11 protein-coding genes and 1 pseudogene are annotated in these 14219 nt (G+C 72.6%); 4 read left to right on the top strand and 8 right to left on the bottom strand.

Annotation, left to right across the window (positions count from 1 at the left end; translation table 11 throughout):
• The first annotated feature begins 100 nt into the window (after positions 1-100).
• Positions 101-1756: a PP2C family protein-serine/threonine phosphatase gene (locus tag ABT160_RS13715; RefSeq protein ID WP_351647114.1), complete on the top strand. Its 1656-nt coding sequence runs from the start codon at positions 101-103 to the stop codon at positions 1754-1756.
• Positions 1757-1879: 123 nt separating this feature from the next.
• Here ABT160_RS13715 and ABT160_RS13710 read toward each other — a convergent pair whose 3' ends face one another.
• The 5 genes and pseudogenes from ABT160_RS13710 to ABT160_RS13690 all read right to left on the bottom strand — a co-directional run bounded on the left by ABT160_RS13710 (position 1880) and on the right by ABT160_RS13690 (position 7421).
• The gene (locus tag ABT160_RS13710; RefSeq protein ID WP_351647112.1) at positions 1880-3607 is read right to left on the bottom strand and encodes a thiamine pyrophosphate-dependent enzyme; all 1728 of its coding nucleotides are present in this window, start codon (positions 3605-3607) and stop codon (positions 1880-1882) included.
• Between the two features lie 22 nt (positions 3608-3629).
• Positions 3630-3775 (bottom strand): annotated as a pseudogene (locus ABT160_RS47140) (glutamate synthase-related protein); the annotation flags it as partial.
• Positions 3776-4037: 262 nt separating this feature from the next.
• Positions 4038-4304 carry a GlsB/YeaQ/YmgE family stress response membrane protein gene (locus ABT160_RS13700; protein WP_351647110.1) on the bottom strand — a complete coding sequence of 89 codons (267 nt, stop codon included), beginning with the start codon at positions 4302-4304 and terminating at the stop codon, positions 4038-4040.
• Between the two features lie 182 nt (positions 4305-4486).
• Positions 4487-6448 carry a SpoIIE family protein phosphatase gene (locus tag ABT160_RS13695; protein WP_351647108.1) on the bottom strand — a complete coding sequence of 654 codons (1962 nt, stop codon included), beginning with the start codon at positions 6446-6448 and terminating at the stop codon, positions 4487-4489.
• 391 nt (positions 6449-6839) lie between these two features.
• On the bottom strand, positions 6840-7421 hold the full coding sequence (locus tag ABT160_RS13690; RefSeq protein WP_351647106.1) for a CHAP domain-containing protein: 582 nt from the start codon (positions 7419-7421) through the stop codon (positions 6840-6842).
• A gap of 349 nt (positions 7422-7770) precedes the next feature.
• Here ABT160_RS13690 and ABT160_RS13685 point away from each other — a divergent pair, with 349 nt between their 5' ends.
• Entirely contained in the window at positions 7771-8745 is a 975-nt protein-coding gene (locus ABT160_RS13685) for an RICIN domain-containing protein (RefSeq protein ID WP_351647105.1), read from the top strand.
• Positions 8746-8806: 61 nt separating this feature from the next.
• Here ABT160_RS13685 and ABT160_RS13680 read toward each other — a convergent pair whose 3' ends face one another.
• Complete coding sequence (locus ABT160_RS13680) at positions 8807-9016, bottom strand: hypothetical protein (protein WP_351647103.1); 210 nt, start codon at positions 9014-9016, stop codon at positions 8807-8809.
• A 128-nt stretch (positions 9017-9144) separates the two neighbouring features.
• Here ABT160_RS13680 and ABT160_RS13675 point away from each other — a divergent pair, with 128 nt between their 5' ends.
• A complete protein-coding gene (locus tag ABT160_RS13675; RefSeq protein ID WP_351647101.1) occupies positions 9145-10296 on the top strand; it encodes an FUSC family protein in 1152 nt (383 codons plus the stop codon).
• Positions 10297-10321: 25 nt separating this feature from the next.
• Here the strand turns inward: ABT160_RS13675 and ABT160_RS13670 are convergent, their stop codons facing one another.
• Positions 10322-10645 (bottom strand): STAS domain-containing protein, encoded by a 324-nt coding sequence (locus tag ABT160_RS13670; protein ID WP_351647099.1) that lies wholly within the window; start codon positions 10643-10645, stop codon positions 10322-10324.
• Positions 10646-10905: 260 nt separating this feature from the next.
• Positions 10906-12420, bottom strand: a complete 1515-nt coding sequence (locus tag ABT160_RS13665; RefSeq protein ID WP_351647097.1) for an MFS transporter — start codon at positions 12418-12420, stop codon at positions 10906-10908.
• Positions 12421-12948: 528 nt separating this feature from the next.
• On the opposite strand from ABT160_RS13665, the gene ABT160_RS13660 reads away from it, so the two are divergent.
• The gene (locus ABT160_RS13660; RefSeq protein WP_351647096.1) at positions 12949-14208 is read left to right on the top strand and encodes a hydroxymethylglutaryl-CoA lyase-like TIM-barrel protein; all 1260 of its coding nucleotides are present in this window, start codon (positions 12949-12951) and stop codon (positions 14206-14208) included.
• Positions 14209-14219 lie beyond the last annotated feature (11 nt).

Below are 14219 nucleotides of genomic sequence, written 5' to 3'. Positions count from 1 at the left end.
GGCGGACGCACGCCCGCGAGAGGCGGCCACGCGCTCCCGTACGCGTCCCAGGCCCCCGGACCCGTAGGGAACACGGCCCCGGCCGTGCCATGCTCGGACCATGACTGACCGCGAGGAGCCTGCCGAGGCGGCACCGGTGAGGAGCGCCTGCGCCCCGCCGTCCGCCGACGGCCCGTTCTCCTCCCGCCACTACGTCTTCCCCCGGCAGTCCGACGCCCCCGCCGAAGCCGCGCCCGCCACCCGCGCGTCCGCCGTCCAGGAGGTCCTCGACGGCCTGCCCGGCTCGGCGATCTTCCTGGCGCCGGTGTACGGGGACGACGGGGGAGTGAGCGACTTCCGGATCCTGGCGGCTACCCCCGACGCCGTCGACATCGGCGCCCGGCGCGGCAAGGAACTCGTCGGCCTCAGCGTCCTGGAGACCTACCCCACCGTCGCCGGGACCGAAGTGTGGCAGGGCTACCTCCAGGCGCTCGCCGGAGCGCGCTACGAAGGAGAGCCCTTCGAGTACGAGGAAGTGCTCGCCGGCATCCCGCGCCTGTCCCGCTTCGCCGTGCGGGCCACCCCCTGCCAGGGCGGCCTCATCGTCTCCTGGGTCCGCCTCGACAACGGCGAACGCGAACAGCGCCGGCTCACCGTCATGCAGCGCCTGGGCCACATGGGCTGGGCCGACTGGGACCTCGTGCGCAACGTCATCAGCTGGTCCGAGGAGGTCTACGCCATCTTCGGCCGGGACCGCGCCCTGGGCCCCATGACCCTGGAGGAGATGCCCGCGCACGTCCTGCCCGAGGACCTGCCCGCGCTCGGCGGGACCGTACGCCGCCTGCTCGCCCACGGCGAAGCAGTCGACCACACCTTCCGCGTCAACGACCCCGGCGGCGACGGCACCCGGTACGTGCGCATCGTCGCCGAGGGCGTCGCCGACGCCCGCGGCACCACCGTCGAGGTCCACGGCTTCTTCCAGGACCGCACCCTGGAGAAGCGCGCCGAGGAGCAACTGCGCGCACAACAGCGGGCCGCCCTCGCCCAGCGCGACGTCCTCGTGGCCGAACGCGCCCTCGCCGCGCGCCTCCAGCACGCCCTGCTCCCGGTCTCCCAGCGCTCACTGCCGCTCGCCGGACTCACCGTCGACGTCGCCTACCAGCCCGTACAGGAAGGCCTCAACGTCGGCGGCGACTGGTACAGCGCCGTCGAACTCCCCGACGGCAACGCCCTGCTGGTCGTCGGCGACGTCGCCGGACACGGCCTCGACGCCGTCGCCACCATGGCCCAGCTCCGCTTCACCGCCAAGGGCATGGCCGTCACCGGCACGCCCCCCACCGTCATCCTCGACCGCCTCAACACCCTGCTGCTGCACACCTCCGTACGCGACTTCACCACCGCCACCATGGTCCTGGGCCACTACGACCCGGCCGCCTCCCGGCTCACCTGGGTCCAGGCCGGGCACCCGCCGCCGCTGCTCCTGCGCGACGGCCGGGCCCGCTACCTGCCCGCACCCTGCGGCCTGCTCCTCGGCGCGGCCCCCGCACCCCGCTACGAGGCCGCCACCCTGCTCCTGCGCCCCGGCGACCACCTGCTGCTCTACACCGACGGCCTGGTCGAGCAGCCCCGCGAGTACCTGGACGACGGCCTGGCCCGGCTCGCCCGCACCGCCGAGGCGTGCGCCGCCGACTCCCGCTTCCTGGACGGGATCCTGGACGCCCTGGTCACCCCGGACGACCGCCGCGACGACATCTGCGTGCTGCACGTGAGCGTGTGAGGCACGTCAGGGTGTGAGGCACGTGAGCGCGTGAGGCCCGTCAGGGTGTGAGGCACGTCAGCGCGTGAGGCCCCGGCCCGCGCGTCGACGCGGACCGGGGCCGGACCTCCGCCGGTGAGCGCCTCAACTCCCCGTGCTGCGCAGGTTCTCGCGCACCTTGGCGATGGCGAAGCCCCAGCCCTGCTGCACCGTCGGCTTCGCCGGCACGGCGATCTCGTCCGGGTTCGTCAGCACGTCCAGCAGCACCGGACCCGGCTCGGCGAACGCGAGGCGGACCGCGTCGTCGAGCTCCTCCGCGCGCTCCACCCGGATGCCCCTGATCCCCATCGCCTGCGCCACCGCCGCGAAGTCGGGGTTGTCCAGGACGGTCCCGAACTCCGGCAGACCCGCCTGCTCCTGCTCCAGCTTCACCATGCCGAGACGCTGGTTGTCGAAGACCACCAGCTTCACCGGCAGCCCCTCGGTACGGATCGTCATCAGGTCACCGAGCAGCATCGACAGGCCGCCGTCCCCGCAGAACGCCACGACCTGCCGCTCCCGGTCGAGCAGCTGCGCCCCGATCGCCTGCGGCATCGCGTTCGCCATCGACCCCAGGTTGTACGAACCGATCAGCCGCCGCGACCCGCGCATCTCCACGAACCGCGACAGCCACACCGTGGCCATGCCTGTGTCCGAGGTGAACACGGCGTCGTCCGCCGCCGCCCGGTCGAGCGCGGCGGCCAGCGCCTCCGGGCGCACCAGGTGCGAGCGGTTGTCGAACGCCGAGCGCACCTTGCCGACCAGACCCCGGTCGTGCCCCGGATCGGCCAGCTTCGCCTGCCCGTGCCGCCACTGCGTGAACTTCTCCCGCGCCGACTCCAGGTGCTTGCGGTCCTCCCGCGCCGCGACCCGCGACAGCAGCCCGCGCACCGTCGGACCGACGTCCGCGACCAGACCCACGTCCACCGGCACCCGGCGCCCGATGTGCTCGGCGACCTGGTCGACCTGCACGACCTTCTTGCCCTCCGGGTACCAGTCCCGGTACGGGAAGTCCGTGCCGAGCAGGAGCAGCGTGTCCGCGTGGTCCATCGCCCAGGCCGCCGCCGGGTTCCCGATCAGGCCCGTCTGGCCCACCTGGTAGGGGTTGTCGCCCTCGAACCCCTCCTTGGCCTTCAGCGTCAGCACCATCGGCGCCGCGAGCCGCTCCGCCAGCGCCAGCACGTCCGCCCGCGACTCCCGCGCGCCCCGGCCCACCAGCAGCGTCACCTTCCCGCCCGCGTCGACGAGCCGCGCCGCCTCGTCGAGCGCCGGGTCATCGGGCCGCGTCGCGGAGTCCGCCACCGACAGGCGCACCGGCCGGTCCGTGGGCAGCTCCTGGTCCCCGATGTCGCCCGGCACGGTCAGCACGGCCACCCCGCGCCGCCCGATCGCCGTGCGCACGGCCACCTCCAGCAGCCCCGGCAGCTGCTCGGCGGAGGTGACCGTGGCCCGGAACACCGCGACGTCCTTGAACAGCAGGTCGTTGTCGACCTCCTGGAAGTAGTCGGTGCCGATCTCGGCGCGCGGCACCTGCCCGGCCACGGCGAGCACCGGGGTGCCGCTCTTGGCGGCGTCGTACAGGCCGTTGAGCAGGTGCACGGAGCCCGGCCCCACCGTCCCCATGCACACCCCGAGCGCGTCGCCCAGCTGCGACTGGGCACCGGCCGCGAAGGCGGCGGCCTCCTCGTGGCGGCAGCCCACCCAGTCCACGGAGTCGGAGGAGCGGATCGCGTCGGTCAGCGGGTTGAGCGCGTCGCCGACGACGCCGAAGACGTGCCGGACACCGAGCTCCTCGAGGGTGTCGACGAAGAGACGGGCGACGGTACGGGCCATGGGGGTTCCTCAGGTAGTAGGGACACAGCTTGAAGCCCACCGGCTTGCCCCGGCCGGTTCGCGCATCCGCGCCAGGAACCGCACCAGCTCGCGCGGGGTGGTGAACTCCCGGTGGTACGGCGGCGAGACGACCGTCTCACCCTGCGGCACGCCGCGCACCCGCGCGATGCTGCGCGTGTCACGGTCGAAGGGGCGGCCGTCGAAGTGGCGCTCCACGAAGTACTGCTGGAGCTCGGGCCGCACCGCCTCCAGGAGGAAGCGGGCGTACCCGAGGACCGGGTAGTCGCGCACGCGGCCCCGAAACGCATCATGCCGGACCGAATCTCCCGGATCGGGCGCCTGATGCCCGTCGTCCGGGTCACACCCGGTGACCCGGACGACGGGGCACGGACGCCCGATCAGCGCGTACCACGGCCGGTGAACAGGGGGATCAGTGCGTACGACGACCGGTGAACAGGCGGTACAGGAGCAGCACGATCACCGAGCCGATGATCGCGGCGATCCACGTCGACAGGTGGAAGAACCCGTTGATCGAGTGCACGCCGAAGATGACCTTGCCGAGCCAGCCGCCCAGCAGACCGCCGACGATGCCGATCAGCATGGTCACGAGGCAGCCGCCCGGGTCCTTGCCCGGCATGAGGGCCTTGGCGATGGCGCCCGCGATGAGGCCGATGAGAATCCAGGCGATGATGCCCACGGTGTTTCCTTTGCTGTCGAGGGCCCGGTGACCTTTCCGCCGGGCCGCTGCCGACCGGACGCTCCACGCGGAGGCCCGGCAGCACACGGATAACCGTTCGAGCCCCGCTCATTCGGGACCATGGTCCCGACTTCCGCCAGGGCCCGCCGAATCCACCCGTACGGCCCCCGGAAGCCGCTGCGCTACCCGACGCCCGCGCCGTCCCGGCCGTCCTGACCGTCCCGGTCCGACGGCGCCCTGCGCACCACGAGGACCGCCCGGTCGTCCTCGTGCTGCGTGGCCCGGGCGCACGACATCAGCGAGTCCGCCACGTCGTCCGCCGACGCGCCCGCCGACGCCTCCACCGTGCGGCAGGCCAGCGCGATGCCCGCGTCCAGGCTCAGCCGGGGACCCTCCACCAGACCGTCCGTCACCAGCGCCAGCGTCTCGCCCGGCGCCAGGAACCCCCGCGTCAGCGGATAGCGCGTCCCGTGGTCCACGCCCAGCGGAAGCCCGCCCGGCGTGTGCGGGGCCGACGTGCCGCCCGCCCCGCACAGGATCGGCGGAACGTGCCCGGCCCTCGCCGACAGCATCCGGCCCGACGGCTCCACCAGCGCGTAGAAGCACGTCGCGAAACCCGTCGCGCCCATCTGCAGCATCAGCTCGTTCGTCCGCTCCAGGACGCTGTCCGGCGAAGGGTTCTCCCACGCGTACGCGTGCATCGCCGTCCGCACCTGACCCATCAGCGCCGCCGCCTGGATGTGGTGGCCCTGCACGTCACCGATCACGCACGCCACCCCGCCGTCCGGCAGCGCGATCACGTCGTACCAGTCCCCGCCCACGTCAAGACCCTCGTTCGCGGGCACGTACCGCGCCGCGACCTCGAAACCGTCGACCGCGGGCAGCGTCGACGGCAGCATCGTCCGCTGCAGCGCCCCCGCCAGCTCCAGCCGCGCCGCACTCAGCCGGATCCGCTCCCACGCCTGCCCGGCCAGCTCCGCGATCACCTCAAGCAGCGTGCGCTCGCGCTCACCGAGCCGGTGCGCCACGTCGTACGTGATCACCCAGCCGCCCAGCGGCCTGCCCCGCTCCGCCGCGAACGGCACCATCACGAACGACTCCGCCGTCGTCGCGTCCAGCAGGCCGTGCGCCTGCGGCCAGGCCGCCCGGTACGCCTCCCGCGACCCGATGACCTCGATCCGTCCCGTACGCACCGCACGGGCCAGCGGCTTCGGCGCGTCCAGGCGCATCCCGTCCAGCGAACGGGCCATCGCGAGGTCGATGCCGTCCCCGAACGTGACCCGCATCCGCCCGCGCTCCACGAACGCCAGCAGCGTCCCCGTACCGGCGAACGCCGGCGCCACCCGGTGCAGGATCGCGTCGGTCAGCTCCTCCTCCGACTTCGCCGCCACGAAGGCCGCCGCCAGCTCCCGCACCAGCCGGCTCTGCAACCGGTGCTCGCGCGTCAGGCTCTCCTCGCGCTCGACCGCGTCCGTGTGGTCCACCGTGTGCCCCGCGATGCGCCGCGCGCCGTCGAACCCCAGGCGCACCGAGCGCGACACCGTGCCGAGCCAGCGGTAGCCGCCCCGGCCGTCGGGATAGCGGAACCGCACGTCGGCCACCTCGCGCTCGCCCCGGCGCAGCGACCAGAAGACCGACTCCACCCGCGCCACGTCCTCCGGGTGCACCCGCGCCAGCATCCTGCGCAGCGGAAGCGGCCCCGACCGGGCCTGCCCGTCGCGGTCCGGCGACTTCGCGATCCACCAGAAGCGGTCGCGCTCCTCGTCGTACGCCCACACCGACTCGCCCCGCAGCCCCGACACCGCGTGCAGCACCGCCGCGTCCTCCCAGGCGGCCGCCGACGGGCGCTCCAGCCCCACGGCCACGACCAGACGCCCGCCCGCACCACCCTCCACGACCCGCGCCGACACCGGACACAGGACCGCCTCCAGCGAGCCCCGCAACAACAGGGGCCGCGGACCCACCGGGGCGCCCGCCCGCGCGGTGGCGGCGTCGTGCAGCAGCCGCTCCACCGCCTCCGCGTGCCCGTCAGGGGCCAGCGCAGACAGCGGCAGCCCGACCAGCTCACGCGGATCGGACCCGAGCAGCTCGCCGACCCCGGGCCCCACCTCGACGACCACCCCGTCGCCCTCGGCCCCGGCCACGCACTCGACCAGGAGGTGGGGCGCGGGGGGTTCCGAAACCGGTCTCTGCGAGTGGTTCGTACGAGCGGTGAGCGCGGGCGCGGGTGCGGGTGCGGGTACGTGGGCGTGTGCGGGTGTTGCGGACCGGAGGTTCATGTCGTGCCGTCCAGGAGGATCGAAGGTGGACGCGACCACCCACTCAAACGGACGGCCCCGCACCGCACCCACGGGCTTACGTCCGTACCGTGACCAGCCGAACGACCCCCGTTTCCGGGCCCAAGGTCCCGTGACGGGGGCCGGTGGCGGGGCGTCTTCCACGGAACGGGTTCACGCGGGCCGCCGTCCCCTCGCCGGTCCTCCGGTGGCCCACCGCACGCGCTGGTACGCGCGCGGTGGGCCACCGGGAACGGGATCAGCCCGCCTTCGGCGTCACGTAACCGCTGATCTGCTGGGCGGGATTCGCCCAGCTGCCGACCTTGTACGACTTCCAGACGCGCTTGCTCACGCTGCCGTTCCCGCCGCCCTGGTTCCCGCCGTACACGGTGATCTGCTCACCCTTGACGGCCACCACGATGGCCACGTGGTCGTCGCTGACCTTCGCGGTCTGCTGGTTGTACAGGATCGCGTCGCCGACCTTCGGCGTCGCGTGCATCGGCGCGTAGTTCTTGAAGCTGGAGGCCAGGTCGTTGAGCTTGATCATCTTGCCGCCCACGCCGTTCTTCCACCACACCCAGCCGACGAAGTCGGCGCACCAGGCGTGCGCGGCCTTGCCGTTGCCCGCGCAGCTGCCCGTCTGCTTCGTGCCCCGGCCCCAGTAGCTGCCCTTGCCGTTCTTGCCGCACGGGCCGGCCCCGTTCTGGCCCACGGCCATGTCCGCGATCTTCGAGCCGAGCGAGGCGGCCTGGGCCGTACCGGAACCCGTGACGGATATCGCGCTACCGGCGAGGAGGGCGATCGCGATGCCCCGTGCCGCGTGCGAAGTGAGCGTACGCATGACTGCTCCATGGGTCGTCAGCCGTCGCGGGGACGGCCGGTTCGAGTGGGATGCCGAAACCCTCGGCGGAGCGACGGGGCCGGGCCAAGAGAATCCGTGTCCGGGACAGTTCGGAACGTCCTCGGACAGCGTCCGGGCAGGTCAGCGAGGTGAGCGGGACGGAGCTGCGTCGGCGTGAAGGTGTGACGGACCCTCAAGACGCCCTACGGAGAAGGGAATTGACGGCAGCAGCCAGCCCGCGGTGGAGCCTGGCCCGATAGCGCCTTGATCCGCCTCCGCGCACCGGGGCAGGCTGACGGCGGGCCCCGACCGGGACGGCCGGGCCCTCCGGAGGACGGACGGGGGAGTGGTGACGGATGAAGCGCCGGGAACGGTCGCACCCGACCGACTGGAGTCGCCCGCCGACTTCGTAGCCGGGCTGCGCCGGCTCAAGGACGACGCGGAACTCACCTACCGGGCCATCGAACACCGCTCCCACGCCCACGGCCGGGTCCTGCCGTCGAGCACCATCGCCAGCGTCCTCCAGCGCACGTCACTGCCGCGCCGCGAATTCGTCGAGGTGTACGTGCGCACCTGTACGGGAGACGCCGCGGAGGCCGACCGCTGGGTGGCCGCGCGCGCCCGGCTCATCAGGGCGGAACGGGCCGGGCACCCGGCAGCCGCACCGGACGGAGCGGATGGAGCGGACGGAGCGGATGGAGCGGTTGACTCAAGAGGGCGGCGGGCCAAGGCGCGCGGCGCCCGCCCGGTCGTGCGGCGGGCGCTCACCAGCGGAGCCGTACTCGCCTTGATGCTGGCCCTCAACGCGTCGGGCGGCGCGGCCCCCACGGCCGACCCCCTGCCCGCGCCGGCCGACGGCCCGTACGTCATCCGCGCCGTTCGGTCCGGACTCTGCCTGACGGAGGCGCCGAAAGGAGGCTACGGAGAGGTCCTGCAGGGGCGCTGCCAGGACGTCTTTCCGCCGATGCGGCTGGAGCGCGCGGGCGGGGACACGTACCGCATCCACACCGAGCACCCGCAGTTCGGGCCGGGCTGCATGGGGGTGAAGGGCGGGGCGACCCAGCCGGGGCCCCACGTCTACGACGACTACTGCTCGGGAACGGGATCGGCCACCGACCTGGACCTCGTGGCGACCGCGGGCGGCTACCGGCTGCGCTGGAGGCACAGCGGCCTGTGCCTCGCCGTACCGGGCAAGGCACAGGAGCAGGCACAGGCACAGGCGGGGGCCGGTGCCGCCCGGGCACGGGCGTCCCAGTTGCCCTGCGACGAAGCAGGACACGATAAAGGAACGGAGAACGTCTTCGCCTTCGTACGACGCGAGTGAACGCGGGTCGGCCTGTACGCACGGCGCCAGTGAACGACGCCGATCAGGGCGCGGCCGCCGGTCAGCCCGCTTCGGCCCCCTGCACGATCCGGGTCAGGTCCTCGCGCGACCAGCCGGTGAGGGACGAGACCTCCGCCCAGGCGTCGAGGTCGTCGCGCGACTCGCCCAGGGCGGCCCCCACCTCCGTCTCCAGGTCGGTGCGGGCGGCGTCCAGGGCGGCGACGGCGTCCTGGTAGCGCTGGAGGGCAAGTTCGATCTTCGCGGTGTCCACGCGGACATTGTGCCCGGCCCGCGCCGCCTCCCACGCCCCCGGACCCCGGCCCCGACGTGGCGAGCGACACACAGCGCACCCCCGCGCACCCCGCATGCGGCACCCCCGCGCGTGGCACCAGCACCGGCATGCAGGTGATACGACCGTCGTCGCCGCTCCTCATCGCCCGACGACACCTCCACGCCGCCGCGCAGTCGATCGGCCGCGCCCGGTCCGGGCCCGGCCGGGAACGCGACCTGGCCGCCCAGGCGGCCAAGGCCGCCCTCGCCGCCTGCCTCGCCTGGGCCGTCGCCGGCTGGTGGCTCGACGCACCCATGGCGTTCGTCGCCCCCTGGACCGCGATCGTCCTCGTCGAGTCGACCGTCTACCGCTCCATCGCCCACGGACTCCAGCAACTCGGCGCGATCGCCACCGGCACCGTCGTCGCCACGACGGCCGCCCTCCTGCTGCACTCCACCATGCTCGCCATGGCCCTCGTCCTGCCCGCCGTCGTGCTCGTCGGCAACTGGCGCCGCCTCGGCAACCAGGGCGTCAACGCCGCGACCGGTGCCCTGTTCGTCCTCGTCAGCGGTCCCGTCGGCATCCCCAGCTCCGCCGCCCGCCTCGCCGAAGCCGTCTTCGGAGCCGCCGTCGGCATCGCCGTCAACGCCCTCGTACGCCCACCCGTCTACCTCCGCGACACCCGGGCCGCACTGCGCGACGCCACCCGGGAGGCCCACGACATCCTGCTCGCCGTGGCCGACGGACTCGCCGGGGACCGCTGGGACACCGGCGAGGCGAGCGCCGTGCACGAGCGAGCCCTGCGCCTGTACCGCCTGGTCGAACAGGCTCACGAGGCCATCGGCCACGGGCGCGAGAGCCTGCGCGCCAACCTCCGGGGCGCCGCCGACGGCCAGTGGACGCCCGACGAGGACTACGACGACGCCGTCCTCGTCCTCGACTACGCGGCCGTCCACACCGCGGGCGTCACCCGCACCCTCCTCGAAGTCACCCGCGGCGACGGCCCCACGGCCCGCCCCCACCCCCAACTCGCTCGCCACTACGCCGACTTCCTCCGCCAGAGCGCCCGGGCCCTCGACCTGTACGGCCGCAGCCGCTTCGGACACCACGGAGACGAGGAACTCCACAGCGCGGTCGAGGACCTGAACCGCACCCTCGACGGGCTGCGCCTCCAACTCGCCCAGGCCACCATGTCCGGCCTGGAGGACATCGCCACGTACGGAACCCTCCTCGCCCACGCCCACCGCCTCGCCACCCAACTGGCCACGCCGCGCGCCTGACGTCAGGTCCCGTACCCCGACCGCCTCAGGCCACGACAGAAGCGCTGTCCCCCGTGGTCTCGAACGCGTCCAATGTCCCCGTGACCTCCATCAGCCGCTTCAACGCCCACGGAACGTGGGCGAGCACGACGTGACGCAGGCGGAGCGTCGCCAGGAGGTGGTTGAGGAGCGGGGAGTCGCAGGCGCTCAGGTGCCTCAGCTCGAAGACGATCGGCCCGTCCTGCGCACCCAGCCCGCGAGCGGTGGCGGCGGTCAGTTCGGGCAGGTCGTAGTACGTGAAGCAGCCGTGCAGCTCGATGATCCAGACGGAATCCTTCCGGTAGGAGGCGACGACGGCGGATGGAAGCATGGGGAACCGGCCTTCTGTGCGCGGCCGTGGCGGACCGAACGGCACGCCACGCACCGGTACGAGCCACCCACTCTCGCGCAGATCCCGGCGATGGTGCCCGGGGCATGTGCCTTGTTCGTCCTATCCGGTGAGATGGGGAAAGCGCTTGCGGATGGCGGGTGTGCGGTGACGTACGGGGCCGGCGCCGCCGAGGGCAGGGAGGTCGAGGAAGGCTGAGGGCCCAGGTCCCGGCCGACGTGCCGGCCGGGACCCGGAGTGGCTCAGTCGGCCTGCTTGCCGGGCTGGTTGTCGGCCTGCTTGGGCAGGCAGAACATCAGGGCCCACATCAGGGCGAGCAGGCCGCCGACCCACCACAGCACGGTGACGAACGCGTCGCGGTTGACCGCGCCGTCGTGGGAGCCGCCGGTGACGGCGAAGAACACCACGGCGGTGAGCGCGGTGCCCAGCGCGATGCCCAGGTGGATGGCGGTGTTGAACAGGCCCGAGGCCGAGCCTGCGTCCTCGTGCGGGACCCTGGCCAGCGACAGATCGGCGAGCGGGCCGGAGACCATGCCCAGGCCGAAGCCGATCAGTACCACCGGAGCGGTCATCGCCAGCAGGGTCAGGTCGGCCTGGTGGCTGGCGATCTGGAGCCCGTAGGCGACCATCGCGGCGGTCGCGATGAGGGCTCCGGCCTGCGGCAGACGACGGGCGAGACGTCCGGCGGTCTTCGCCGCGATGGTCGCGCCGCCCAGTTCTCCCACGGAGAGCAGCACGAAGGCCACGGCCGCCTCAAGCGGGCTCATGCCCAGTCCGCGCTGCAGGTACAGCGTCCAGGTCATGAAGAACAAGCCGCACAGCAGGCCGTGCATCAGGTCCGTGGCCATGCCCCCGGAGAACTGCCTGACCCGGAAGAGGGACAGGGTCACCAGCGGGGCGTTGCCCTGCCTGCGCCGCTGGTGGCGCAGGAAGACACCGAGGCAGAGGAGGCCGGCGGCGAGCATGGCGAAGCACCACAGCGCCCAGCCGTGGGCGTGGCCTTCGGTGAGCGGGAAGAGGACCAGGACGATGGCCAGACCGGACAGCAGCATGCCGGTCAGGTCGAGCCGGTCGGCCTTCCGGACGGTCGACTCGGGGATGAATGTGCGTCCCAGGAGGAGTACGGCCAGTCCGACGGGCACGTTGACCAGGAAGATCGGCCGCCAGGACAGCCCGAACAGGTCGGCCTGGGTGAGCACGCCGCCCAGGACCGGGCCCAGGACGTTGGCGATGGCCAGGACGGCCCCGTACAGGCCGAACGCCTTGCTGCGGTCGTGGCCCTCGAAGGTGACGTGCATGGTAGCCAGGACCTGCGGGATCATCACGGCCACGCCGACGCCCTGGAGCAGGCGGGCGCCGATCAGCACGCCAGGACCGGTGGCCAGGCCGCACAGCAGCGAGGCGGCGGTGAACACGACGGTGCCGATCAGCAGGACCCTACGCCGGCCGTAGCTGTCACCGAGCCGTCCGCAGGTGATCAGCCCGACAGCGACAGGGAGGGAGTAGGCGGTGGTCAGCCACTGCACCGCGGTCGGACCGGCACCGGTCGACTCCTGGATCGCGGGCAGGGCGGTCAGGACGACCGACTGGTCGAGCATGTTCATCAGCTCGGCGGTCAGCAGCACCAGGAGGGCGATCCAGGCCCCCATGGCCATCTTCGAGGGGCCAGGTGAGGGGTGGGTCAGGGCCTGGGTCAGGGCCTGGGTCTGGGTAGTGGTGGTGTGCTCTGGCTCGTTGTCGAGTGCGGAGGAAGACAAGACGGGAACTCCTGATCCAACGGGACCGGGGAGCCCTGCCGCCGGCCGCACCGGGGCCGGAGAACACCGAAGCCCGGGGCAGACGGCAGAGCTGCACCCGGGACAGAAGACTGCGGGGAACGGTGACGCAACTCAGGCCAGCGCGACGTCCGCCCCCGGACACGTGCGACACATCAGCACGCGGGGAACGCGGACGACTACATGGCCTGGTTGATAAGAAGTCACCTCAAGAACGACACACAGAAGGAACAGGAAACCCGGCTCACTGCCACCGAGACCTCGGCACAGGAACCCGACCACGGTACGACACCCCCGGCCCCGGCCGCACATCAGAGCTGGTCCAGCCCGTGCTTTCATCGTGCCGCCCGCTCGGGGTGCGGGGTGGCGGATCGGCTCCAACTGGGCTGCTTCGTAACCCTGTTAACGCTGGCGTTGTTAACGCTGACGTCGCATGTGTCGTCTACGCTCTTGCGAGCGGATTCACACCAGTCAGGTGCATGATCATCGCACGGAGACAGGGGTCGGGCAGTGACTGCAGTGGACGTGGTGCGGGAGTCGGCCCGAGCCGGTCGGATCGTGCTCTTCGAGGAGTCGGCACGTGACGGGGCGCAGGCCAAGACGTTGATGAGCGCTGGTTTCCGGGTCCGGCTGGCTCGGGAGCAGGGGGCGGTGTTCGGTGCGGACGGGCCTCGGCACGTGGTGTTCGCGGCGGGTTTCCCCTCGGTGTGTGCGCAGGAGTTCGAGGCGACGCGGCAGGTGGCTGTCGAGGCGCAGGATTCGGTGAGTCCAGCGGCGATCTGTCGGGGCACGGTGCAGGACGTGCGGTTGGCGCTGAGCGCGGTCCGGGGTGCGGCGCATGCGCGGGTGATGGTGATCGTGGCGGCGTCGGAGGCGACGGCCCGTGCTCTGGTGCACAGCGGTGCCCGTGAGGCTCTGGCCGGTGGTCTGGATGTCGTCAAGGCGGCAGTGGACCTGGCGGACGGCGTCGCGGTGGACGTCTGCCTGGTGGACGCGCCGCGTGCGGACCACGCGCTGGTGGCCGAGTACGCGGGTGCGATGACGGCGCAGGGTGCGGGGACGATCGTGCTGGCCGACACCGTCGGGGATCTGCTGCCCGGTCAGACCCGGGCCCTGTTCAGGCAGGTGGCGGCCGGGGCAGGGTCAGAGGCGGTCCTGGTCTCACATCTGCACAACGACCTCGGTCTGGGCCTGGCCAATACCCTGGCCGCGCTGGAGTCCGGGGTGCGGGTGGCGGCCTGCTCCTGGCTGGGCATGGCCGAGCGCAGTGGCATGGTGGCCACCGAGCAGCTGCTGTTCCTGCTGGCCCACGATCCGGTCAAGGCCGCCCAGGTGCTCGGGCCCGGTTGCGAACCGTGGTGGACGGTTCCGGACCTGACCCGGCTGCCGGGGATCGCGCGGATGGTGTCCGCCGAGACCGGCGTTCCGCTGACCGTCACCACACCCGTCGTGGGCACCGGGGTCGCCACGATCTCCACCGGTACCCCCTTCACCCACCCGCAGACCTTCCAGCCCTACGACCCGCAGCACCACTTGGGCGTGGCCCCGACCGTGGTGCTGACCCACCTCGCCAGCCAGCGCGTCCTGCGCGCGGTCGCCGAACGCCTCGGCCACGACCTGGACCCGAGCCAGACCCGTACCGCCCTGGCCTGGGTCAAGGACCGCGCCTACCGCCTGAACCAGGCCGTCGTCGCCGACGCCGACTTCGCCGCCTACCTCGACGGCCTCACCGCCGCCACCGCCACCACCGCACCCGCACCCGCTTCCTGAACGGACATCTC

This window comes from Streptomyces sp. NPDC001941 (assembly GCF_040296945.1).
Classification (GTDB): domain Bacteria; phylum Actinomycetota; class Actinomycetes; order Streptomycetales; family Streptomycetaceae; genus Streptomyces.
This window is presented reverse-complemented; position numbering and strand designations above follow the sequence as displayed.

What these genes read in the sequence shown, in the direction of transcription:
- ABT160_RS13675 (WP_351647101.1), top strand. Translation starts at nt 9,145, where the DNA reads ATGCAGGTGATACGACCGTCGTCGCCGCTCCTCATCGCCCGACGACAC.
- ABT160_RS13715 (WP_351647114.1), top strand. Translation starts at nt 101, where the DNA reads ATGACTGACCGCGAGGAGCCTGCCGAGGCGGCACCGGTGAGGAGCGCC.
- ABT160_RS13690 (WP_351647106.1), bottom strand. Translation starts at nt 7,421, where the DNA reads ATGCGTACGCTCACTTCGCACGCGGCACGGGGCATCGCGATCGCCCTC.
- ABT160_RS13710 (WP_351647112.1), bottom strand. Translation starts at nt 3,607, where the DNA reads ATGGCCCGTACCGTCGCCCGTCTCTTCGTCGACACCCTCGAGGAGCTC.
- ABT160_RS13670 (WP_351647099.1), bottom strand. Translation starts at nt 10,645, where the DNA reads ATGCTTCCATCCGCCGTCGTCGCCTCCTACCGGAAGGATTCCGTCTGG.